This window comes from Arthrobacter parietis, assembly GCF_039530425.1.
Taxonomy (GTDB): domain Bacteria; phylum Actinomycetota; class Actinomycetes; order Actinomycetales; family Micrococcaceae; genus Arthrobacter_D; species Arthrobacter_D parietis.
On record NZ_BAAAON010000010.1, the window covers coordinates 191117 to 213439 of the forward strand.

Genomic DNA, 22323 nt, shown 5'->3' on the forward strand with positions numbered 1-22323 from the left:
ACCGGTGATCAAGGAATTCCGACTGCCCGACCTCGGCGAAGGCCTGACTGAATCGGAGATCGTCGCCTGGCATGTAGCGGTGGGCGACACCGTGGAGCTGAACCAGGTCATCGCGGACGTTGAAACCGCGAAAGCGGTCGTGGAACTGCCGTCGCCGTACGCGGGCGTTGTGGCGAAGCTGCACGAACAGCCCGGAACGGTTGTGGAGGTCGGCTCGCCGATCGTGTCCTTCGACGTGCCGGGTTCCGGCGGACACTCCACCAATTCTCCGGACGCCTCAGCGGACACAAACGACGACGACGCGCCGCCGGCCAAGCGGGAACCCAACCTCGTGGGGTACGGAGCGGCTGTTGAGAAGACGGGCCGGCCCGCGCGGCGGGCTCGGCGCAGCAGCGGAGCGGCAGAGCCTGCCCGCGCTGCAGAACCCGTTGGCGCTCCTGTGATGGCTGAGGCACCGCAGCCCTCCGTTCCGGCGGAGGCGCAGCTGGAGCGTCCGCGGTCAACCCCGCCGGTACGCAAGCTTGCACGTGATCTCGGCATCGACCTCACCGCTCTGAACGGCAGCGGTCCACAGGGTCTCATCACCCGCGAAGACGTGCTGGCGGCACAGGGGGGATCCGGTCAGGAAGGATCCGGAGAGCAGGGATCCGACCGTGGGGTGCAGCCTGCAGAGACAGGCGGGGCGCCGGCGTCGCGCATGAGTGGCGAGCGGGAGACACGCACACCGATCAAGGGCGTGCGGAAGCACACCGCCGCTGCCATGGTGGCCAGTGCCTTCACTGCGCCGCACGTCACCGAGTTCCTGACCGTGGATGTCACGGCTTCCATGGACCTGCTGGCACGGTTGAAGACGAGCAGGGCGTTCGCAGATGTCCGCATTACTCCGTTGGTGCTGGTGGCCAAAGCACTGTGCATCGCGCTGGACCGCAATCCCACGCTGAACTCCCGGTGGGATGAGGCCGCCCAGGAGATTGTGCAGCATCACTACGTGAACCTGGGCATTGCAGCCGCTACTCCGCGCGGCTTGGTCGTCCCGAATATCAGGGATGCGCACACGCTCGGGCTCCGCGAGCTGGCAGATGCGCTTAAAGGATTGACGGAAACGGCACGTGCCGGCAAGACCAGTCCCGCGGATCTCTCCGGCGGGACCATCTCCATCACCAACGTCGGTGTGTTCGGCATTGACGCGGGCACGCCGATCCTCAATCCGGGAGAAGCGGCGATCCTGGCCATGGGGTCGGTGCGGAAGATGCCGTGGGAGTACCAGAATGAGGTTGCCCTGCGGCAGGTCATGACCCTCAGCCTGTCCTTCGACCACCGGCTGGTGGACGGCGAACAGGGATCACGCTTCCTCGCGGATATCGGGACCATCCTGTCCGACCCGGGCATGGTCCTGACGATGGTCTGACGGACCTGTCCACCTCGGGTTGGGCCGCCCGTCCACCCTGAACTTTTGTGCAGCTCCGGTGACTTCGACAAGCGTCGAAGTCACCGGAGCTGCACAAAAGTTCCGTTATGTGGAGCCGTTAGCGAAGCTCGAGGACGAGCTCCCTGACCACCGCGCCGCGAGCGTTCGCGAAACCCTGCGTCTCACCGACCTGGGTGAATCCGTAGCGTTCGAGGATCCGGATCGAATTGGTGTTGTCTGCGACTGCGCGTGCCCGGAGCGGGCGCTCGGTGAACTCTTCGAGGAAGAGGCCGACTGCCGCCGTCGTAATTCCCTGGCCCCAGCGCGCCTTGTCGATCCAGTAACTGATCTCGGGGATGTCGGCGTCGCGGTAGGCGAGAATACTTCCCACCACCGCTCCGTCAGCCTCGATGGTGCGGACTGTGACCGTGGGGTCATTGAGGATGTTCTGCCAGTGGAGGTCGAAGACCCCCCGGTCCGAGGGGTTCTTGGCACTGAAGGCGGCCATGTGGTTGGCGCTGGGGTCGAGCTGGTGTGAGAAGAACTCGTCCAGATCGGTGGGTTCAACGGCGCGTAGCGTGATCACTGGAGACTTTCCGGTAGGCGGAACAGGGGTGGTTTCTGCGAGGTTAGGGTGCACGTGAGGTGCTCTACTCATCAGCGTACTAGGACGCGGGAAGTGGCGCCCCGTGTGCACTCATGGCTCCACGCTGAGGGCGGCCCACGCCATTTCCTCAAGCAGCTGGCGCAGGTCTGCGGTGTCCTTGCTGCTGCGGCGACGGTGAGTGGAGTGCGGGGTGGAGTTGATGAGCCCGAATGCGGCGTGGGCCTTGCGGCGCAGATGGGTTCTGTCTGGTTGTTGCGCGAGAGCGGCGAGGGCATCCACCCATACCTCCACGTAGGTGCGCTGCAGGGAACGCACGGTCTCCTGGTCCTCATCAGCCAGGGAGCTGAGATCCCTGTCCTGAACCCTGATGACGTTGGCATTGCGGAGTGCAAAGTCCACCTGGAACTCGATCAGCCCGCGGAGCGCCTGCTGGGGGCCGGGGGATTCAGCAACAACGGCACGGCTGCCCTCGAGCAGATCCTGGCTGACGCCGGCCAGCAGCGCGGCGAGCACTGCTGGTTTTCCGCTGAAGTGCCGGTACACCGCCGGTCCGCTGACACCGGCTGCTGCTCCCAGGTCCTCGATGGAGACTCCGTTGTAGCCGCGCTCGGCGAACAGTTGCGCGGCCGCATCCAACAGTGCCGCTCGCCGTGAGGCCTTGGCGAGGCTGCGGCCGGTCATCCGGGTGGGAGCTGGGGCTTCCATGCCTGTCTTTCTTCGGTGGAGGAACTTCGGTGGCGGAATACTTCGGAGGGGATTCCTCCATTCTGGTGGACAGTTCGGTTAATAGCTACTAACCTAAATTTGAGTTAATCCCTGCTAACTGAGTGGTTGCGTGCGTGAAGTTTGAAGGCTCGCGCGCGGACCGAAAGGACGTCAATGGAGACCCTGGCCTCGCGACTGGACCCGAACGCCGAAGCGTTCCGGCAGAACGACGCCGGCCAGCGCGCACTCGCTGCCGAGCTGCGGGACCGGCTCGCTGACTCTGCCCTCGGCGGCCCGGAGCGTTCCCGCGAACGTCACGTCAGCCGCGGGAAGCTGCTGCCGCGGGACCGGATCGACCACCTGCTCGATCCGGGCAGTCCGTTTCTGGAGATAGCCCCGCTGGCCGCCAACGGGATGTATAACGACGAGAGCCCCGGAGCGGGAGTCATCGCGGGTATCGGTCTGGTGCACGGACGTCACGTCCTCGTCATTTCCAATGACGCCACAGTCAAGGGCGGCACCTACTATCCGATGACGGTCAAAAAGCACCTTCGCGCCCAGGAGATCGCGCTGGAGAACAACCTGCCCTGCGTGTACCTGGTGGATTCAGGCGGAGCGTTCCTGCCCCGACAGGATGAGGTATTCCCGGACCGCGAGCACTTCGGCCGCATCTTCTACAACCAGGCCACCATGTCCGCGCGGAAGATTCCGCAGATCGCCGCAGTCATGGGCTCGTGCACCGCAGGTGGAGCGTATGTTCCGGCGATGAGTGATGAAACGGTGATCGTCCGGAACCAGGGAACCATCTTCCTCGGCGGCCCGCCGCTGGTGAAAGCCGCCATCGGTGAGATCGTCACCGCCGAAGAGCTCGGCGGCGGGGACGTGCACGCGAAGACGTCCGGCGTTGTCGACCATCTCGCGGAGAACGACCAGCACGCACTGGAGATCGTTCGGGATATTGTCTCGACCCTGCCCGTGCCGGAGCAGGCGTGGGCGCCTGCTGTTCCCGAAGAACCAGCCGTGGAGCCGGAGAGCCTCTACGGCGCCGTGCCGGTCGACGTGAATGCGTCCTATGACGCCCGGGAGATCATCGCGCGCATCGTGGACGGCAGTAAGTTCCACGAGTTCAAGAAGGAGTACGGCACCACTCTCGTCACCGGTTTTGCCACACTGCATGGCCACCACGTGGGCATCGTTGCCAATAACGGCGTGCTCTTCGGCGAGTCAGCTCTCAAAGGCGCCCACTTCATCGAACTGTGCGACCAGCGGGGCATTCCGCTGATCTTCCTGCAGAATCTCTCGGGTTTCATGGTCGGCCGCGACTATGAAGCCGGCGGCATCGCCAAGCACGGGGCAAAGATGGTCACAGCGGTGGCGACGTGCCGCGTGCCCAAGCTGACCGTCGTCGTCGGCGGTTCCTTCGGTGCGGGTAACTATTCGATGTGCGGGCGCGCCTACTCGCCGCGCTTCCTCTGGATGTGGCCGGCCAGCCGCATTTCCGTCATGGGCGGCAACCAGGCGTCTTCCGTGCTGAGCACGGTCAAGCGCGACCAGCTGGAAGCGCGCGGGCAAGAGTGGAGCGCCGAGGATGAGGAGGCGTTCAAAGCTCCTATCCGCGAGCAGTACGAAGCACAGGGGAGTCCCTACTACTCCACCGCGCGGCTCTGGGACGACGGCATCATTGACCCGGCGGACACCCGCCGTGTGCTTGGCCTCGCGCTCGATGTCTGCGCCAACGCGCCGCTGCCGGAGACCTCCTTCGGCCTCTTCAGGATGTGAGTGAGATGCCCCTTTTTGAAACAGTCCTGGTAGCCAACCGCGGTGAAATCGCCTGCCGGGTGATCCGGACGCTACGCGCACTGGGCATCCGCTCGGTCGCCGTGTACAGCGACGCCGACGCCGGTGCACGCCACGTGCTAGAGGCTGATCAGGCAGTGCGGATCGGCCCGGCTGCCGCTGCCTTGAGCTACCTCAACATTGAAGCGATCATCGCGGCTTGCAAGGCGACCGGCGCCGACGCCGTGCATCCCGGATACGGGTTCCTCAGCGAGAACCAGGCCTTTGCCCGCGCGCTCGAGGAAGCCGGCCTGGTGTTCATCGGGCCGCGGGTCCACGCCCTCAACGTCATGGGTGACAAGATCCGGTCCAAGAACCACGTCAGCGGCTTCGACGTGCCCGTGGTCCCCGGCATCGCTGAGTCGGGCCTGACCGACGAAGACCTCATCGAAGCAGCCGGCCAGGTGGGCTACCCGCTGCTCATCAAGCCCTCGGCCGGCGGCGGCGGCAAAGGCATGCACGCCGTGGAACGCGCTGAAGATCTCTCGGAGAGCCTCAAGACGGCGCGCCGCGTTGCAGCGTCCGCCTTCGGTGATGACACCCTGTTCCTCGAGCGGCTCATCCGCACACCGCGGCACATCGAGGTGCAGGTGCTCGCGGATTCCTATGGCAACGTGATTCACCTGGGGGAGCGGGAGTGCTCGCTGCAGCGGCGGCACCAGAAGGTCATCGAGGAAGCTCCCTCGGCGCTTCTTGACGAGGCGACCCGCGCGCGGATCGGCGAGGCCGCGTGCAACGCGGCCCGCAGCGTGGACTACGTGGGGGCCGGGACCGTTGAGTTCCTGGTGTCCGACGACGCGCCGGATGAATTCTTCTTCATGGAGATGAATACGCGGCTCCAGGTCGAGCACCCCGTCACCGAAATGGTGACAGGCGTGGACCTCGTCGAGTGGCAGGTGCGTATCGCCGCCGGCGAGAAGCTCACGCTGGCACAGGACGACGTCGTCCTCACCGGCCACGCAGTGGAAGCGCGCGTGTACGCGGAAGACGCGGAGGCGGGCTTCCTGCCCTCGGCGGGGACCGTCGTCGACCTGGCCGAACCGCAGGGTGAGGGCATTCGGGTTGATAGCGCGCTGCTGCCGGGGCTGGAAATCTCCCCCACCTATGATCCGATGCTGTCGAAGGTCATTGCGTGGGCGCCGTCCCGCTCGGAGGCCCTCGACCGGCTGAATTCTGCGCTTGCGCGCACCCGGATAGCGGGCCTGCGCACCAATGTGGAGTACCTCCGCCTGCTCATCAATGACGACGACGTCCGCGCCGGCCGGCTCGACACCACCATGATCGAGCGGAAGCTTCCCCACCTCGCCTTCCGGACGGCCTCCGACGCGGAGATCGCTGCGGCCGCCGTCGTACTGGCAGGGCATTCCACAGGTGGCGGTGCGGCCTCCCCGTGGCACTCAAGGGACGGCTGGCGCATTGGCGGGGTGCACGCGGCAACACCCGTTCAGCTTCAGGTCGGGAACACTTCGCCGCAGACCGTGTTCCTGACGCGCGACGGCGCGCGCAGTGTGGTTGCTCTCAATGACAATCGCTATGAGGTTGACTGGCTCGTCGATGGGGAGGGAAACGGGACGGGCCGCGCCGTTGTCGACGGTGTCACGCTGGATGCCCGGTTCGCCCCGAACGGCTCCACACTGTGGCTGACGGATGCCGGTTGGTCCCAGCCAGTACGGATGCTGAGCCGCGAGGAGGTCCTCCAGACACAGCTGGCTTCCATTGCCCGAACGGACGGCGCCGCCGATCCGGAAGTGCGCTCGCCGATGCCCGGCACGGTGATCACGGTGAATGTCGCCGACGGTGATTCCGTTGCCGAAGGGCAGGTGCTTGTGAGCGTCGAAGCAATGAAGATGGAACACCAGCTCACCGCGACAGTGTCCGGCACCGTTGCTATCACCCTCAGCCCGGGTGACCTCGTGTCAGCAAACCAGGTTGTTGCCCGCATTCACCCCGTCCCGTCCGGCGAGGCAGAAGATCCTGCCGCCGGAACAGTTCCCACCGAACAGGAAGAGCCCCAATCATGAACTTTGAACTGAGCGAGGAATACCAGGACCTGGTTGATACCGTCCGGGAGTTTGCTGACCAGGTCGTGGCGCCGGTATCCGCCAAGCACGATGAAGAGCACAGCTTCCCCTACGAGGTCATCGCCCAGATGGGCGAGATGGGCCTGTTCGGGCTCCCGTTCCCGGAGCAGTACGGCGGCATGGACGGCGATCACTTCGCGCTGTGCCTGGCCCTTGAGCAACTGGCGCGGGTCGACCAGTCGGTGGCGATCACCCTCGAGGCGGGCGTCTCACTGGGCGCCATGCCCGTGTACCGGTTCGGTACCGAGGAACAGAAGCAGCAGTGGCTGCCGATGCTGACCAGCGGTGAGGCGCTCGCCGGGTTCGGGCTGACCGAATCAGAGGCCGGCTCTGACGCTTCCGGCACCAAGACCAACGCGAAGCTGGTTGACGGTGAGTGGGTCATCAACGGCAGCAAGGAGTTCATCACCAACTCCGGAACCGATATCACGCGGCTGGTCACGGTCACCGCCGTCACTGACACTGCCACGCGGGAGGACGGCTCGGTGAAGAAGGAGATTTCCACCATCCTCGTGCCCACCGACACACCGGGCTTCACGGCGGAAAAAGCGTACAACAAGGTTGGCTGGAACGCGTCGGACACTCACCCGCTGACCTTGAAGGACGTGCGCGTACCGGAAGCCAACCTGCTCGGGACGCGGGGGCGCGGTTACGCGAACTTCCTCCAAATCCTCGACGAGGGCCGTATCGCCATCGCTGCGCTCGCTACCGGAGCCGCCCAGGGCTGTGTAGAGGAATCCATCCGCTACGCCAAGGAACGCCAGGCCTTCGGCGCCAATATCGGCAGCTACCAGTCGATCCAGTTCAAGATCGCGCGGATGCAGGCACGCGCTCACACTGCCCGGCTCGCGTACTACGACGCCGCTGCGCGGATGCTCGCGGGCAAGCCGTTCAAGACCCAGGCATCCATCGCTAAGCTGGTCGCAGGCGAGGCAGCGATGGACAACGCCCGCGATGCCACGCAGATTTTCGGCGGCTACGGGTTCATGAATGAGTTCACGGTGTCCCGCCACTATCGTGACTCGAAGATCCTCGAGGTTGGAGAGGGAACCACCGAGGTGCAGCTGATGCTGATTGCCCGCGAACTGGGACTCTGAGCCGGGCAGTCGGCCACTCACCTGATTGAAACGAGTAAGGGAGAAGCAGTGATAGACAAAGTCGTCGCCTCAGCAGCCGAGGCCGTAGCGGACATTCCTGACGGCGCGTCCCTGGCCGTGGGCGGGTTCGGGCTCTGCGGTATTCCTGTGGCCCTCATCGATGCGTTGCACCAGCAGGGAACCAAGGAACTCGAAACCATCAGCAACAACTGCGGTGTGGACGGCTGGGGCCTGGGACGGCTCCTTGACGACCACCGGATCCGGCGCACCATCAGCTCGTATGTCGGTGAGAACAAGGAGTTCGCCCGCCAGTACCTCGCGGGGGAACTTGAGGTTGAGCTGACGCCGCAGGGAACGCTGGCGGAGAAGCTGCGGGCCGGCGGCGCCGGCATTCCCGCCTTCTACACGACTGCCGGGGTAGGCACGCAGGTGAGCGAGGGCGGGCTGCCCCAGAAATACGACGACGCCGGCAACATCGCCATTGCTTCCTCCCCCAAGGAAGTGCGGGAGTTTGACGGGCAGGACTACGTGCTGGAGGAGTCAGTCACACCTGACTTCGCCCTCGTCCATGCGTGGAAGGGCGACCGCCACGGGAACCTGGTGTTCCACGCGACGGCCATGAACTTCAACCCGCTCTGTGCGCAGGCCGGCCGCATCACTATCGCGGAGGTGGAGGAACTGGTGGAGCCGGGCGAGCTCGATCCGGCGCACGTCCATATTCCCGGCATCTTCGTTCAGCGGGTTGTGCATGCGCCGGACACCGAAAAGCGCATCGAGAAGCGGACGGTTTCCCTGACTACCTCCAGCCCGGAAGAATTCTCCGGCCAGGCGAAGGAGCTCTAACCATGGCCCTGACACGTAACGAACTGGCTGCGCGGGTGGCGCAGGAGCTGGAGAACGGGCAGTACGTGAACCTGGGCATCGGCATGCCCACGCTCATTCCCAACTACATTCCTGCAGGCGTTGAAGTGGTACTTCACTCGGAGAACGGAATCCTCGGTGTCGGACCGTATCCCACGGAGGACCAGCTGGACCCGGACCTGATCAACGCGGGCAAGGAGACTGTGACCGTCAATGACGGCGCGGCCTTCTTCGATTCCGCTTCCTCCTTCGGCATGGTGCGGGGAGGGCACGTCGACGTCGCTGTCCTCGGTGCCATGGAAGTTGCCGCCAACGGGGATCTGGCCAACTGGATGATCCCGGGCAAGATGGTCAAGGGCATGGGCGGCGCCATGGACCTGGTGTTCGGAGCCAAGCGGCTGATCGTCATGATGGAGCACGTGGACCGGAACTCCAACCCGAAGATTGTCGAGCGGTGCTCGCTGCCGCTGACGGGCAAGGGGTGCGTGGACCGCATCATCACCGACCTCGCCGTCATTGACGTGGATTCCGGGCGCAACTCAGGAACGCTGATCCTTCGTGAGACCGCTCCAGGAGTCAGCGTTGATGACGTGATCGCGGCCACCGGTGCCCCGTTGGAGGTCGACCTCGATGAGCGGTAAGGAACCAGCGCCCGGAACAGTGGTGCAGCGCGGCCTCTACTATGACGAACTGCAGACGGGCGTGGTGTATGCGCACCGTCCGGGCAGGACGCTCACTGAAGCGGACAACGTCCTGTTTACCACCATGACCATGAATACGCAGGCGCTGCATCTTGATGCTGCGTGGAGCGGGGAACAGCCCTTCGGGCAGCGGTTGGTGAACTCGATGCTGACGCTGGCGACCGTCGTCGGGCAGTCAGTCACGCAGCTCACGCAGGGGACCATCGTGGCGCAGCTGGGACTGACGGACATTTCCTTCCCCAAGCCGGTCTTCCATGGCGACACCCTGTACACCGAGACGGAGATCACCGAGAAGCGGCCGTCGAAGTCCCGCCCCGGCCAGGGGCTCGTGACCATGAAACATACCGGACGCAATCAGGACGGCGAGATCGTGGCGCTCGCTACCCGCACCGTCCTGATGTGGACGGCTGTGGCGCATGGAGTCGGGGAGCGCGTTCATGACTGACTTCGGCATGGGCCCTGCCCTGCTCTTTTGCCCTGCTGACCGTCCCGAGCGGTACTCCAAGGCAGCAGAGCGCGCGGACGCCGTCATCCTCGACCTCGAAGACGCGGTTGCCCCTGAGAGCAAGGCAGCAGCCCGCGAAGCCCTGATCGCGAACCCGCTTGATCCTGCGAGGACCATCGTGCGGGTGAATCCCGCCCAGAGCCACGAGTTCGCGCTGGACCTGCAGGCGCTTCGGGACACCCAGTACCGCACGGTCATGCTGGCCAAGGCGGAGGGCGTAGAGGACCTGTGGTCGCTGAACGGTTTCAGTGTTGTCGCGCTCTGCGAGACGGCGTGCGGAGTGCTGAAGGCGACCGAGCTTGCCGAGGAACCCAACGTCGTCGCCCTCATGTGGGGAGCCGAGGATCTGGTTGCCTCGCTGGGTGGTACGGGCAGCCGTAAGGAGGACGGCAGTTACCGCGACATCGCGATGCATGCCCGCTCCACGGTCCTCCTGGCGGCGGCCGCTGCAGGGAAGCAGGCGATTGATTCGGTCTACGTCAATATCCCGGACGTGGACGGGCTCGCCGCGGAGGCGCGTGACGCCGTCGCTTCGGGGTTCGGTATGAAGGCCTGCATCCACCCGAGCCAGGTCAGCATCATTCGGGAGGCCTACCAGCCTTCGGCCGACGAGGAACAGTTCGCGCGCGACGTGCTGGCAGCGGCGCAGCACGAGGGCGGCGTCTTTACCTTCCGCGGCACTATGGTGGACGGGCCGATCCTGCGGCATGCCGAGCAGACCCTCCGCAGGGCTGGCCAGCCCTAACGCGATGGTGTGAGCGTTGCCGCCTCAGGCTCCGAGTGACATGAGCCGCTGTCGCGGTGACTGGCGGTACCACTGGAGGGTACGCCGTATCCCGTCCTCATAGGCTGTCGGTTCCACCGGACCGAAGCGTTCCTGATAGGCGCTCGCATCCACTACGTGCGGCTGGTGAAACTGGTAGAGCATTTCGGCGCCTTCCTGCGCCACTTTCCACACCAGACCGAGCGGCCGAGCGGTTCCGGCGCCTACACGAAGCGCGCGCACTCGGCTACCTGACTCGGCTTCGAGGATTGACAGGAACTTCCGGGCGGTTATTGCCGGCGGAGTAGGAATATGCCACACCGAACCATAGGACGCCTCCTGCTCACCGAGCTCGATCATTCCACGGGCAAAATCGTCAATGAACAGCGGGCCGAGCGGCTGATCCATCGCACCCACCCACACCGCCGGCGAACGGCCGACGGCGGCCCCGAAGAGGTTGCGGGCCAGGAGGGACTCAACCTGGGGTCCATAGAGTTCGGGTGCCCGCGCTATCACCGTCCGGACCTCGCCGCGGGAATGGCTGGCCAGAACGCGCTCAGCCAGCCACGCGCGCAACACCCCCTTGTCGCTGACCGGACGATAGGGCAGATCCTCCCTCATCGCACCTTCAACCCGGCCGTACATCCACGTGTCATCCGCGAAGACCATGACCGCACCTGCGGCTCGCGCGCCGGCCAACACACCATCAACGGCTTTGGGGAAGGCCTCTCTCCACTGCACAAAGGGGACGTTGACGGCGTTGTAGACAACAGCCGCTCCCCGGCACAGCTCAATCATCCGATCCGGGTCGGTTGCATCGCCGGCGGCAACCTCCACACCCTCCGGCACCGGTATGCTGCCGCTGCGGTTGATGGCCCGTACCTGACGGCCGCGCCGGACTAGTTCGCGTACCAGCGCTCTGCCGGTGCCGCCGCTGGCTCCGACCACCACATGAATGCCAGTCACTCGCCGTCCTCCGCTTCGATCGGCAACGATCAAGAAATATCCATACCTTGGCAGAGCAGGTGGAAAGGTACAAGAGGACGGTTGTTCCGCCTCGCTCAAGGCAGTGCGGGATACTGGGGAGATGGAGTTCCCGCTGCCCCAACCCGATCCTGCACAGTCCGCGCGTCGCGTCATCATTCTTGGATCCACCGGTTCAGTCGGTACCCAGGCCCTGGATGTCATCGCACAGTCTCCGCACCTGTTCACGGTCGCGGGTCTCTCCGCCGGAGGATCCAACCTGGCGCTGCTCGCTGAACAAGCGGTGAACGCCGAGTCTCCGGCGGTGGCCGCGGCGGCCAGCTCTGAGGAGGAACTCAACGCCGCTATCTCTGACGCCGCCCGGAAGGCAGGCAAAGCGGGGTACCGGCCGGAACTGCTCACTGGTCCCGACGCATCCGCCGGCCTTGCCGCCCGGCCGGACGCCGACGTCGTTCTCAATGCCATCACCGGTTCGATCGGCCTTGCACCTACTCTTGCAGCACTGAAGCAGGGCCATCTCCTGGCGCTCGCCAACAAGGAATCGCTCATCACCGGCGGTCAACTGGTCCGTGACGCGGCCCGTCCGGGGCAGATCGTTCCCGTCGATTCTGAGCACTCCGCCATTGCCCAGGCACTCCGCTCCGGAACCGCCGAGGAGGTCCAGCGCCTGGTGCTCACAGCTTCCGGCGGACCGTTCCGCGGTCGGTCCCGCGCCGAAATGGCGTCGGTCACCCCTGCGGAAGCACTCGCCCACCCCACCTGGGACATGGGGCTGATGGTCACTACCAACTCCGCCACCATGGTGAACAAGGCCCTCGAGGTGATTGAGGCGCACCTGCTGTTTGACGTGCCGCTCGACCGGATCGGCGTCGTCGTGCACCCGCAATCCGTGGTGCACTCGATGGTGGAGTTCATTGACGGCTCCACCATCGCCCAGGCCTCGCCGCCCGACATGCGCCTGCCCATCGCCCTCGGTATCGGCTGGCCAGACCGCGTACGCGGCGCAGCATCGGCGTGCGACTGGACCACGGCCACCTCCTGGACGTTTGAACCGCTGGATGAGGACGCATTCCCCGCCGTTGCGCTTGCAAAGGACGCAGCGGCGCGCGGGGGGACCTTCATGGCGGTCTACAACGCAGCAAACGAGGAGGCAGTAACGGCATTCCACGCCGGCCGGATCCGCTTTACGGATATCGTGGACACCGTGCGCGCCGTAGTCGAAGACCATACCAGCGAAGCGCACCTCACCCTGCAGTCAGTGCTCGACGCCGAAACCTGGGCACGGCGCCGGGCTCGGATTCGTTGTGGTTTCCAGGACTGAGACTTACCAGCGAGAAGGAACTGACGAGTGACCATTGTGCTGTTCATAGCCGGCGTGCTCTTTGTGGCCGTCGGTATCGCGGCCTCCATCGCGCTGCATGAGGTGGGACACCTGGTGCCCGCGAAACTCTTCCGGGTGCGGGTCACGCAGTACATGATCGGGTTCGGTCCCACCATTTTCTCCCGCCGAAAGGGCGAAACCGAGTACGGAGTCAAGGCCCTCCCGCTGGGCGGCTACGTGTCCATGGTCGGTATGTTCCCTCCGGCGAACAAGGCCGACGGCGGCGCAACAGTCCGCCAGTCCAGCACCGGTATGTTCCAGCAGCTTGCAGCAGATGCCCGCCAGGCGGCAGCCGAACAGCTCCAGCCCGGTGACGAGTTCAGGGTGTTCTACAAGCTGCCCATCTGGAAGCGGATTGTGATCATGCTCGGTGGGCCGCTGATGAACCTGCTGATCGGCATCATCATGTTCGCCGTCCTCATCATGGGCTTCGGATCCGCGCAGGCAACCACCAGGGTCTCGGAGGTGTATCAGTGCGTGGTTGCGGCCGATCAGCAGCAGGAAACCGGTCAGACAGACTGCGGCCCAGCGGATCCGGCCGCTCCCGCTTTCGAAGCCGGGCTCCAGCCGGGGGACCGCATCGTAGCTTTCGACGGACGCGAGGTGACGAGTTGGAGCGAACTCTCGTCCTGGATCCGGGATGCAGCCGGCCAGGAAGTGCCGATCACCTACGTTCGGGACGGCGAGACGATCAACGAAACCATTGAACCGCTGCTCACCGAGCGCCCCGTCCCCGACGTCGATGGCAGGGCAATGCTCAATGACGACGGCACCCCGGTCATGCAGGAAGTCGGTTTCATCGGGGTCGGGTCCCAGCAGGAACTGGTGCCGCAGCCGGCTTCGGAAGTGATGCCGGCGGTGGGCGAGAGCCTGGTCCGCGTGACCGGCGTCGTGCTCAATCTGCCTCAACGTGTCGCGCAGGTGGCCGAAGCCGCGTTCTCCGACGCACCGCGTGATCCGAATGGCCCCATCAGCGTGGTGGGTGTCGGCCGGATCGCCGGGGAGGTCTCCGCTATGGAGGAAATCCCCTTGGAAGCCCGTGCAGCGACGTTGGTCGGCCTGGTGGGAGGCGTGAACCTGGCGCTGTTCGTGTTCAACCTGATTCCGCTCCTGCCGCTCGACGGCGGCCATGTAGCCGGCGCGTTGTGGGAGGGACTGCGGCGCGGCGTGGCTAAACTCTTCAAACGCCCGGACCCGGGGCCATTTGATATGGCGAAGCTGCTGCCCGTGACCTACGCCGTCGCGATTCTGCTGATGGGAATGGGTGCGCTTCTCATTTACGCCGACATTGTGAAGCCGGTGGATCTTTTCGGCTAGGTTGAATTCATAAATTCACCTTAAATAGATTGAATTTCTAAGATCAACCTTCTAAGGTTCCAGTATGTACGTTCTGACGATCGATCAGCGGAACAGCACCAACGAGCCCGACCGCGTTCCCGCCCTGCTCAACTATCTGGAGGGGGTCCCCGCAGCCGTTCCGTTCGAGCGGTCAGTGGGGGATGAGATCCAGGGAGTCCTGGCGGCCGGGGAAGACGTTGTTGAAGCTGCGTTGCGCTGCCTGCGTTCCGGCGGATGGTACGTCGGCATCGGCATCGGCACAGTGGAGCTTCCGCTGCCGCCGACCCCGCGCGAGGGAAGGGGGAGCGCCTTCGTGGCTGCAAGAGCCGCCGTCGAGCGGGCAAAGAAAACAGGTGACCGTGCGCCGCTCGCCGTGGAGGGTGCAGACGGCGCCGCTGACGCGGAAGGGGTGCTCTCGCTCATTGGACGCTTCGTCATGCACCGGACCGATGCGGAGTGGCGCATCCTGGACCTGCTCGAACCGCAACAGAGAGGGAGCCAATCGGCGGTGGCCAGGACGCTGGATATCAGCCCGCAGGCGGTCAGTAAGGCGGTCTTCCGATCAGCCTGGATCGAAGAGTGGGCTGCCCGTCCCGCCGCCGCAGTATTGTTGCAGCTGGCAAGTGCAGATGCTGGGCATACCGCAGATGGGGTAAGGGAATAGTGGAATTTTTTTGGGGCGTTATGGCGCTCGTCGTTGCAGGCGGCCTGGGCTCTCCCATCACGCTCGCCGTCCTGCGCCTGGCGCGTGCTGTTGATCACCAGAAGCGGCCCCCTGCCCCCGTCACCAACAGTGAGACGCCCGCTGTCGAGGTAACGGGTGAAACGGAAGCGGCGCTCGAGGAGACCGCTCCGGACACACCGGGTGTGCTCCGCGGCGGGCTGGTGATCGGCATCCTGGAGCGCACGGGTGTGGCGCTCGCAATTCTATTGAACGAACCGGTTGCCATTGCCTACGTCGTTGCTATCAAGGGACTGGGGCGTTACGCGGAGCTGAAGGAAACGCCCGCGGCCGCCGAACGGTTCATCATCGGGACGCTGACGTCGTTGTTGTGGGCCTGCGCTGTCGCGGGACTCACAGCTGCCTACCTGCTCTGATCACGTAGGGTGGAGCCATGAGTGTTTTCGCAGTCGAGTACGTGTATGGCGCTGAATCCGCAGCCAGCCGGGATGAGTACCGTCCCGCACACCGGGAGTGGCTGAACCAGCTGGTCAGCCAGGGAAACGTCCTTGCATCCGGCCCTTTCGTGGACAATGCGGGAGCGCTGCTGCTTTTCGTCGCGGACGGTGAAGCGCAGCTCAATGAGCTGCTGAAGCAGGATCCTTTTGCCGCTGCAGGTGTCATCTCCGCGGTCAAGACAACGCAGTGGAATCCAGTGATTGGCGTTCTCGCCGAACATGCGGATCGCTGACTGATCGGTAGCGATCAGAAACGTATCCATCCACATCCAGCCAAGAATCTAGCCCTGGAGGACATTTTGACCTCGGTCAACCTCGGAATGCCTGCCGCTCCGCCGCCAACACTGGCACCGCGGCGCAAGACCCGCCAGATCAAGGTGGGTTCCGTAGGGGTGGGCTCGGACTCGCCTATCAGCGTGCAGTCAATGACCACCACGCCCACCACGGACATCAACGCCACCCTGCAGCAGATCGCCGAGCTGACGGCTTCAGGCTGCGACATCGTCCGGGTGGCCTGCCCCTCCGCAGATGACGCCGAAGCGCTGCCCATCATCGCCAGGAAGTCGCAGATACCGGTTATCGCGGACATCCACTTCCAGCCGAAGTACGTGTTTGCAGCCATCGATGCGGGCTGTGCTGCTGTCCGGGTCAACCCCGGCAATATCCGGAAGTTCGATGACCAGGTCAAGGAAATCGCCGCCGCCGCGAAGGCTGCAGGGACGTCCATCCGAATCGGCGTCAATGCCGGCTCCCTCGACCCGCGCCTGCTTCAGAAGTACGGCAAGGCAACTCCTGAGGCGCTCGTTGAATCGGCCGTCTGGGAAGCCTCCCTGTTCGAGGAACACGATTTCCACGACTTCAAGATTTCCGTCAAGCACAATGACCCAGTGGTGATGGTGCGCGCCTATGAGCTGCTCGCTGAGCGGGGCGACTGGCCCTTGCACCTGGGTGTGACTGAAGCCGGCCCGGCCTTCCAGGGCACCATCAAGTCGGCCACTGCGTTCGGGGCACTACTCGCCAAGGGAATCGGGGACACCATCCGGGTCTCGCTCTCAGCGCCTCCCGTGGAAGAAATCAAAGTCGGGAACCAGATTCTGCAGTCGCTGAACCTGCGCCCGCGCAAGCTGGATATAGTCTCCTGTCCGTCCTGCGGCCGCGCCCAGGTGGACGTGTATACCCTCGCCGAGCAGGTGACCGCCGGGCTCGAGGGCATGGAGGTCCCGTTGCGGGTCGCGGTCATGGGTTGCGTGGTGAACGGTCCCGGCGAAGCACGTGAAGCTGACCTCGGCGTTGCCTCCGGAAACGGGAAGGGGCAGATTTTCGTCAAGGGAGAGGTCATTAAGACTGTTCCTGAGGACCAGATTGTTGAGACACTCATTGAAGAAGCAATGAGGATTGCAGAAGAGATGGGCGAAACCGATGGCGAAACTGCTGGCTCGGGTAGCCCCGTGGTTTCCGTCCGGTAAGCACACCCCGGGCGGAGTTGCATTCCGTACCCTGGGCGGGAAAGACACCTGTGATCTCTGGCAGCTGGTGAACACAGACAGCACGGCCAATGTCTTCATGGCTGCGCATCTGGAGGCAGCAGGAACGGCGGCACCTTCGTCGTCCGGCGGTGAAGTGATCGGCGCGTTCCACGATTCACGCATGGTCTCCGCATGCTGGACCGGGGTCAACCTTGTTCCTGTGGGGATGGCAGGTAGCGATGCCGCCGCCCTGGGAACCCTCCTCGGCGAGAGCGGCCGCCGCTTTTCCTCCATTTTTGGTCCCGCGGCTTCCGTGATGGGCATTTGGTCCACGTTGAGTTCCTTCAGCGCGGAGCCGTTCGACGTCCGGTCCGAGCAACCGCTGCTGGAGATCCGGGAGCCGTCGCCGGTGCCGCCCACCTCCACCCTCCGGCATACCAAACCGTCTGAGTTGGAAAAGATCCTGCCCGCATGCGCGGCCATGTTTGAGGAGGAAGTGGGCTACTCCCCGTATGTCGGCGGCGAGGAGCACTACCGGCGGCGAGTGGCCAACCTGATTCGAAGGCGGCACTCGCTGGTGGATTTCGACGACGCCGGCCAGGTGATCTTCAAGGCGGAACTGGGAACGGTTTCGGCCACTACTGCCCAGGTCCAGGGTGTCTGGATCAATCCCGCTTACCGCGGGCAGGGGCTGGGTGCAGGCTATATGTCGGCGGTGGTGAACGAGGCGCTCAAGCTTGCACCCGTTGTCAGTCTCTACGTCAATTCATTCAACACACGTGCCCTGGCGCTGTACCGGACCGTCGGGTTTACCCGGACGGGTGAGTTTGCGACGGTGCTCTTCTGAACCGTTTCGCCGCCGCTCCTCCCCGCCGTCCTGAAAGGTCAACCATGAGGCGTGTGGTTCGTCTTGCCGGCGGATTAACGCTGGTTCTCGCGTTGACGGCCTGCACCGCGGATCCGCCGCGCGGACAGCCGCCGGAACAGCCATCCCAAACCGCGGCGCAAACAGCCGCTCCGGCTTCAGGGACGCCGGCCCCGGCCACATCCAGTCCAACGGCAACCCCTTCTTCCACACCGGGCAGCGGGTCCCGACTGAGCGCCGAACAGCTCGAGGCGGTGCTGGCGGCAGTCAGCGAGGCGGAGTCCCTTAATGCGCAGATCATCGCTGACGCGGAGCTGCGCGCCCTTGAGGAGGAGGGAGCCCGCGGGGCAGAGGACATCGTGGTCACTCCCGAGGAGTGCAACGTGTACGCGGAATCCAGTACGGAGAGCCTTTCCGCTGAAGCCAGCCGCGCAGCGATGACCTTCGCGGGGGAGTCCTCGCTGCAGCCGGACACCGTGAGTCTCTCCGGCCTCGCCTCGGAGGAAGCAGCCCGCACGCAGCTACGCGCCGGCAGGGACCAGTTGGACGCCTGCTCAGAGTTCACCATGGAGGTATCCAACCAGGAGATCAGAACCACAGTCTCCGAGGTTGACGTTGATACTGCCGCGGATGAGGACCTTGCCCTGCGCACCACCGCGCAGGTTCCGGGAACCATCCAGGAATCCATTACGGTGCGTGCCGTTGTGGGCAGCACCGTCGTTGACGTTTTGGTGGGCGGCTCTCCCGATCCGGCAGCCGATGCGGCGCGCGCTGAACGCCTCACGGATCTCGTGGCGGCTGAGCTCCGCGCGCGCTGAGACTGCCTGTCACCGGCAACCCGCCGGACCGGTTAGATTGGTAGGTGTTGTTGCTGCCGCCCTGATCCTAGAACCGCGGCAGAAAAGTGCCAAAGAAACGGATTCCAAGCGTGGTCCTTCGACTCTCCACTCTTTTCCTGCGCACGCTGCGCGAAGATCCCGCCGAAGCTGAGGTGGCAAGTCATCGCCTGCTCCTGCGCGCAGGCTACATCCGCCGCGCGGCTCCCGGAATCTACAGTTGGCTTCCGCTGGGCCTGAAGGTGCTCGCCAGGGTGGAGTCCATCATTCGCGAGGAGATGGACGCGATTGGTGCGCAGGAGGTTCACTTCCCTGCGCTCCTGCCGAAGGAGCCTTACGAGGCAACCAACCGCTGGACCGAGTACGGCGAAGGGATCTTCCGCCTGAAGGACCGCAAGGACGCGGACTACCTTTTGGCGCCTACGCATGAGGAAATGTTCACCCTGCTGGTGAAGGACCTGTACAACTCCTACAAGGACCTCCCGCTCAGCCTCTACCAGATCCAGACGAAATACCGTGATGAGGCCCGGCCGCGGGCAGGGCTCCTGCGCGGCCGTGAATTCATCATGAAAGACTCCTACTCGTTCGACATCGACGACGCCGGTCTGGAACGCAGCTATGAGCTGCACCGGGAAGCGTACCTGCGCATTTTCTCCCGGCTGGGACTCGATGTCATCCCGGTCGCCGCGACAGCCGGCGCCATGGGAGGCTCCCGGAGTGAGGAGTTCCTGCACCCTTCCGCAATCGGCGAGGACACTTTTGTAGTGTCCGACGGCGGTTACGCGGCGAACGTCGAGGCCGTCACCACAGTGGTGCCCTCCGAGCTGGATTACGCGGACGCGCAGCCGGCGGAAGTTCGGGATACCCCGGACACTCCGACGATCGAAACGCTGGTTGATCACGCCAACGCCGCGCTGCCTCGGCAGGATCGTCCCTGGTCGGCCGCAGACACGCTGAAGAACGTGGTGCTGGCCGTGGTCCTGCCTACCGGTGGGCGCCAGCTGGTGGTGATTGGTGTTCCCGGTGACCGCAGCGTGGACCTCAAGCGGATCGAAGCCAACATCGGTCTCCACCTGTCCGTCAGCGGAGAGGTAACTGTGGAGGCTGCAACTGATGAGGACCTCAAGAAGCACCCGGGCCTCGTCAAGGGCTACATAGGGCCCGGCCTGAGCCTTGACGCGGCAGTACTTGGGTCGAAGGGCTCCACCGGCCTGACGTTCCTGGTTGACCCGCGCATCGTGTCCGGGACCACCTGGGTGACCGGCGCCAACGTCCGCGGGAAGCACGTCTTCGGGCTCGTTGCCGGCCGGGACTTCACCTGGGACGGGGTGATCGAATCCGTCGAAGTGCGTGTTGGTGATGAAGCTCCTGACGGCTCCGGTCCGCTCCGTACCCAGCGCGGCATCGAAATGGGCCACATCTTCCAGCTCGGGCGAAAGTATGCCGAGGCACTGCACCTCAAGGTTCTGGACCAGAACGGCAAGCTGACCACGGTCACCATGGGTTCCTACGGCGTCGGAGTCACACGAGCGGTGGCCGCACTGGTGGAATCCAACCGTGACGACAAGGGCATCATCTGGCCGCGGAACGTGGCACCGGCTGACGTTCATCTAGTAGCAACAGGCAAGGGTGACGAGGTATTTGCCGCGGCAGAGCAGCTTGCCGGGGAGCTTGAGGCCAGGGGACTGAGTGTCATGTTCGATGACCGCCCGAAGGTCTCGCCCGGGGTGAAGTTCGGCGATGCCGAGCTGATCGGTATTCCGACCATCGTCGTCGTCGGACGCGGGCTGGCCGAAGGCCACATCGAGGTCAAGGACCGCCGTTCGGGCACAAGCGAGAACGTCGCTGTTGTCGACGTCGTCGATCATCTGCATGCGCTGATCAGCGCCTGAGGCGCGTCGATGATGTCCGGGCTGGAGGAGATCCAGCTCTCTACGATCGTGCTTGTCGTGGTAGCCGGCTTTGCCGCGGGGTGGGTCGACGCCGTCGTTGGCGGGGGCGGCCTGCTCCAGCTTCCCGCGCTGCTGATGGTTCCCGGCATCACGCCGGTGCAGGCGCTGGCCACGAACAAGATGGGCTCCATCTTCGGGACCACAACAAGTGCCATCACCTACTTTCGTCGTGCGAGACCGGATCTCCGGACGGCGGTACCGATGGCGCTGGTTGCGCTCGTGGGCAGTTTCGGCGGCGCGATGCTGGCGGCGTTCCTTCCGGCTTCGGTGTTCAAGCCGATCATCATCGTCGCCCTCGTCGCCGTCGCGATCTTCACCGCGTTCCGGCCTACCGTCGGTACCCTGACCAAACTCCGGTATACGGGCCACCGGCACTACGGGACGGCCGGGGCGATCGGTCTGGTCATCGGTTTCTACGACGGCCTGATTGGGCCCGGCACGGGTTCATTCCTGATCATCGCGATGGTCACGCTGCTCGGGTACAGCTTCCTCGGTGCCAGCGCCAAGGCGAAGATTGTGAACATGGCAACCAATTTCGGCGCCCTGGTTTTCTTCCTGCCCAACGGATCTCTGCTGTGGGGGCTCGGACTGATCCTTGGCGGCGCCAACATGGTGGGCGGCTACCTGGGATCCCGGATGGCCATCACCCGCGGCAGCACCTTCATCCGGGTGGTGTTCCTGGCCGTGGTCGGTGCGCTTATCGTGAAGCTCGGTTACGACGTCTGGGTGGAGAATATCCGCTGACGCCGTTCAGGGCGCCGTCAGCCGGGCCGCCGGCGGCAGGTTCTCCAGCGGTTTGCGCAGCAGGTTGCTCGCCACCCAGAGTGAGCGGTCCGCGTCGTCCGATCTGCCTTCCCTCAGGTAGTCCAGCGCGTTATCAACCTCCCGGACCACCGACCAGTCGCGGGCCAGCATCGGATCCAGATCCGCAGCGAGTGCCAGATCCGTGCAGCGATCACGCAGATGGCTGGCAGGGTCAACCGCAGAGAGCTCACTGATCCGGTTCCAGAGCATCGGCGCCACCGCGAACTCCGCATCGCCCAGGAGCGGTTTCGGATCGATCGCCAGAAACTGCCGGGGATCTCCAAGGACCGGCAGGATGTTCAGGTAGTGCAGGTCGGAGTGAACCAGCACATCGTGATTCCGGCGTCGGCCAACTGCGCCGTGCAGCTGGCACACCTCGAGTGCGTACTCCAGCAGCCAACGGTCAAAGGGGCGCCCGAGGGCCTCCCATTCAAGCGGCAGCGTATCTGTCCACTGTTCTGCCTGGTCGGCAACAGAGGGAAGGGAGAACCAGCGGGGATCGGAACCGGCCGCACCAGCCGGAGGAATCGAGAGCCGGCGCATGATCGATCCCCAGATGTCGGTGGTCTCGGCCAGCGGCAACTCAGCCAGGGATGAGTCCCCGTCCAGCCGCTCAAGCAGCAGGACGAAATCTTCCGGCGCACTGTCCAGGAGTCCGACGGCGCCGCGTCCCTCCCACAGTGCTAGCGCGTCCGGCTCCGGAACTGCCTCCGCATGCGGGACGGTGATCTTGAGGACGGCTGGCCGGCCGCCGGCGCGGACAACCGGAAGCACGACGGCGCAGTGACCGCTCCATGGCTCAGCTCCCGGTTCCAGCTCAAAAACCAGATCCCATGTCTCGAGGTAGCGGTTTGCGATGTCAGCCCAGGCTTCCACCCACGCCCTGCCACCCGGCAGGTTCAGCACCTTGCGCACAAGGGTGCGCGGGAGCTCGATGTTGCGTGCGTCCACCCG

22 protein-coding genes are annotated in these 22323 nt (G+C 64.5%); 18 read left to right on the top strand and 4 right to left on the bottom strand.

Annotation, left to right across the window (positions count from 1 at the left end; translation table 11 throughout):
* Positions 1-4 precede the first annotated feature (4 nt).
* On the top strand, positions 5-1408 hold the full coding sequence (locus tag ABFX19_RS15545; RefSeq protein ID WP_346028859.1) for a dihydrolipoamide acetyltransferase family protein: 1404 nt from the start codon (positions 5-7) through the stop codon (positions 1406-1408).
* A gap of 118 nt (positions 1409-1526) precedes the next feature.
* Here the strand turns inward: ABFX19_RS15545 and ABFX19_RS15550 are convergent, their stop codons facing one another.
* Both ABFX19_RS15550 and ABFX19_RS15555 read right to left on the bottom strand, forming a co-directional pair.
* Positions 1527-2066, bottom strand: a complete 540-nt coding sequence (locus ABFX19_RS15550; RefSeq protein WP_318533035.1) for a GNAT family N-acetyltransferase — start codon at positions 2064-2066, stop codon at positions 1527-1529.
* A 39-nt stretch (positions 2067-2105) separates the two neighbouring features.
* Positions 2106-2720 (bottom strand): SACE_7040 family transcriptional regulator, encoded by a 615-nt coding sequence (locus ABFX19_RS15555; RefSeq protein ID WP_346028860.1) that lies wholly within the window; start codon positions 2718-2720, stop codon positions 2106-2108.
* Between the two features lie 174 nt (positions 2721-2894).
* Between ABFX19_RS15555 and ABFX19_RS15560 the strand changes: the two genes are divergently transcribed.
* From ABFX19_RS15560 to ABFX19_RS15590, 7 genes are read left to right on the top strand one after another with little or no spacing between them, the layout of a single operon-like run.
* Positions 2895-4499 carry a carboxyl transferase domain-containing protein gene (locus ABFX19_RS15560; protein ID WP_346028861.1) on the top strand — a complete coding sequence of 535 codons (1605 nt, stop codon included), beginning with the start codon at positions 2895-2897 and terminating at the stop codon, positions 4497-4499.
* 5 nt (positions 4500-4504) lie between these two features.
* Entirely contained in the window at positions 4505-6577 is a 2073-nt protein-coding gene (locus ABFX19_RS15565) for an acetyl/propionyl/methylcrotonyl-CoA carboxylase subunit alpha (RefSeq protein WP_346028862.1), read from the top strand.
* Positions 6571-7734, top strand: a complete 1164-nt coding sequence (locus ABFX19_RS15570; protein ID WP_346028928.1) for an acyl-CoA dehydrogenase family protein — start codon at positions 6571-6573, stop codon at positions 7732-7734. The genes ABFX19_RS15565 and ABFX19_RS15570 overlap by 7 nt, the downstream gene beginning before the upstream one ends.
* Before the next feature lie 48 nt (positions 7735-7782).
* Positions 7783-8577, top strand: a complete 795-nt coding sequence (locus tag ABFX19_RS15575) for a CoA transferase subunit A (RefSeq protein ID WP_346028863.1) — start codon at positions 7783-7785, stop codon at positions 8575-8577.
* Between the two features lie 2 nt (positions 8578-8579).
* Positions 8580-9236: a CoA transferase subunit B gene (locus ABFX19_RS15580; protein ID WP_056548528.1), complete on the top strand. Its 657-nt coding sequence runs from the start codon at positions 8580-8582 to the stop codon at positions 9234-9236.
* Positions 9226-9741, top strand: coding sequence for a MaoC family dehydratase (locus tag ABFX19_RS15585; protein WP_277359197.1), 516 nt, complete (start codon positions 9226-9228; stop codon positions 9739-9741). The genes ABFX19_RS15580 and ABFX19_RS15585 overlap by 11 nt, the downstream gene beginning before the upstream one ends.
* Entirely contained in the window at positions 9734-10546 is an 813-nt protein-coding gene (locus ABFX19_RS15590) for an HpcH/HpaI aldolase/citrate lyase family protein (RefSeq protein ID WP_346028864.1), read from the top strand. The genes ABFX19_RS15585 and ABFX19_RS15590 overlap by 8 nt, the downstream gene beginning before the upstream one ends.
* A gap of 24 nt (positions 10547-10570) precedes the next feature.
* On the opposite strand, the gene ABFX19_RS15595 is transcribed toward ABFX19_RS15590, so the two are convergent.
* Positions 10571-11530, bottom strand: a complete 960-nt coding sequence (locus ABFX19_RS15595) for an NAD-dependent epimerase/dehydratase family protein (RefSeq protein ID WP_346028865.1) — start codon at positions 11528-11530, stop codon at positions 10571-10573.
* A 121-nt stretch (positions 11531-11651) separates the two neighbouring features.
* Between ABFX19_RS15595 and dxr the strand changes: the two genes are divergently transcribed.
* The 10 genes from dxr (at position 11652) to ABFX19_RS15645 (ending at position 21309) form a co-directional block, all read left to right on the top strand.
* A complete protein-coding gene (dxr, locus tag ABFX19_RS15600) occupies positions 11652-12869 on the top strand; it encodes a 1-deoxy-D-xylulose-5-phosphate reductoisomerase (RefSeq protein WP_346028866.1) in 1218 nt (405 codons plus the stop codon).
* Between the two features lie 27 nt (positions 12870-12896).
* Complete coding sequence (locus tag ABFX19_RS15605; RefSeq protein WP_346028867.1) at positions 12897-14246, top strand: M50 family metallopeptidase; 1350 nt, start codon at positions 12897-12899, stop codon at positions 14244-14246.
* 64 nt (positions 14247-14310) lie between these two features.
* Entirely contained in the window at positions 14311-14931 is a 621-nt protein-coding gene (locus tag ABFX19_RS15610; RefSeq protein WP_277359202.1) for a MarR family transcriptional regulator, read from the top strand.
* The gene (locus ABFX19_RS15615) at positions 14931-15365 is read left to right on the top strand and encodes a hypothetical protein (RefSeq protein WP_346028868.1); all 435 of its coding nucleotides are present in this window, start codon (positions 14931-14933) and stop codon (positions 15363-15365) included. Before ABFX19_RS15610 ends, ABFX19_RS15615 begins: the two co-directional genes overlap by 1 nt.
* Before the next feature lie 17 nt (positions 15366-15382).
* Positions 15383-15679, top strand: coding sequence for a YciI family protein (locus ABFX19_RS15620; protein WP_277359203.1), 297 nt, complete (start codon positions 15383-15385; stop codon positions 15677-15679).
* A gap of 66 nt (positions 15680-15745) precedes the next feature.
* The gene (gene ispG, locus ABFX19_RS15625) at positions 15746-16912 is read left to right on the top strand and encodes a flavodoxin-dependent (E)-4-hydroxy-3-methylbut-2-enyl-diphosphate synthase (protein ID WP_056548510.1); all 1167 of its coding nucleotides are present in this window, start codon (positions 15746-15748) and stop codon (positions 16910-16912) included.
* The gene (locus tag ABFX19_RS15630; protein ID WP_346028869.1) at positions 16866-17759 is read left to right on the top strand and encodes a GNAT family N-acetyltransferase; all 894 of its coding nucleotides are present in this window, start codon (positions 16866-16868) and stop codon (positions 17757-17759) included. Before ispG ends, ABFX19_RS15630 begins: the two co-directional genes overlap by 47 nt.
* Positions 17760-17803: 44 nt before the next feature.
* Positions 17804-18595: a hypothetical protein gene (locus ABFX19_RS15635; RefSeq protein ID WP_346028870.1), complete on the top strand. Its 792-nt coding sequence runs from the start codon at positions 17804-17806 to the stop codon at positions 18593-18595.
* 110 nt (positions 18596-18705) lie between these two features.
* Entirely contained in the window at positions 18706-20505 is a 1800-nt protein-coding gene (locus ABFX19_RS15640; RefSeq protein ID WP_277359206.1) for a proline--tRNA ligase, read from the top strand.
* 9 nt (positions 20506-20514) lie between these two features.
* A complete protein-coding gene (locus ABFX19_RS15645) occupies positions 20515-21309 on the top strand; it encodes a sulfite exporter TauE/SafE family protein (RefSeq protein ID WP_277359207.1) in 795 nt (264 codons plus the stop codon).
* A 6-nt stretch (positions 21310-21315) separates the two neighbouring features.
* Here ABFX19_RS15645 and ABFX19_RS15650 read toward each other — a convergent pair whose 3' ends face one another.
* Positions 21316-22320, bottom strand: a complete 1005-nt coding sequence (locus ABFX19_RS15650) for an aminoglycoside phosphotransferase family protein (RefSeq protein WP_346028871.1) — start codon at positions 22318-22320, stop codon at positions 21316-21318.
* Between the last annotated feature and the right edge of the window lie 3 nt (positions 22321-22323).

Excerpts from the sequence above, each read along its gene's own strand:
- ABFX19_RS15550 (WP_318533035.1), bottom strand. The coding sequence starts at position 2,066 with ATGAGTAGAGCACCTCACGTGCACCCTAACCTCGCAGAAACCACCCCT.
- ABFX19_RS15555 (WP_346028860.1), bottom strand. The coding sequence starts at position 2,720 with ATGGAAGCCCCAGCTCCCACCCGGATGACCGGCCGCAGCCTCGCCAAG.
- ABFX19_RS15560 (WP_346028861.1), top strand. The coding sequence starts at position 2,895 with ATGGAGACCCTGGCCTCGCGACTGGACCCGAACGCCGAAGCGTTCCGG.
- ABFX19_RS15565 (WP_346028862.1), top strand. The coding sequence starts at position 4,505 with ATGCCCCTTTTTGAAACAGTCCTGGTAGCCAACCGCGGTGAAATCGCC.
- ABFX19_RS15580 (WP_056548528.1), top strand. The coding sequence starts at position 8,580 with ATGGCCCTGACACGTAACGAACTGGCTGCGCGGGTGGCGCAGGAGCTG.
- ABFX19_RS15585 (WP_277359197.1), top strand. The coding sequence starts at position 9,226 with ATGAGCGGTAAGGAACCAGCGCCCGGAACAGTGGTGCAGCGCGGCCTC.
- ABFX19_RS15590 (WP_346028864.1), top strand. The coding sequence starts at position 9,734 with ATGACTGACTTCGGCATGGGCCCTGCCCTGCTCTTTTGCCCTGCTGAC.
- dxr (WP_346028866.1), top strand. The coding sequence starts at position 11,652 with ATGGAGTTCCCGCTGCCCCAACCCGATCCTGCACAGTCCGCGCGTCGC.
- ABFX19_RS15610 (WP_277359202.1), top strand. The coding sequence starts at position 14,311 with ATGTACGTTCTGACGATCGATCAGCGGAACAGCACCAACGAGCCCGAC.
- ABFX19_RS15620 (WP_277359203.1), top strand. The coding sequence starts at position 15,383 with ATGAGTGTTTTCGCAGTCGAGTACGTGTATGGCGCTGAATCCGCAGCC.
- ABFX19_RS15630 (WP_346028869.1), top strand. The coding sequence starts at position 16,866 with ATGGCGAAACTGCTGGCTCGGGTAGCCCCGTGGTTTCCGTCCGGTAAG.
- ABFX19_RS15635 (WP_346028870.1), top strand. The coding sequence starts at position 17,804 with ATGAGGCGTGTGGTTCGTCTTGCCGGCGGATTAACGCTGGTTCTCGCG.
- ABFX19_RS15645 (WP_277359207.1), top strand. The coding sequence starts at position 20,515 with ATGATGTCCGGGCTGGAGGAGATCCAGCTCTCTACGATCGTGCTTGTC.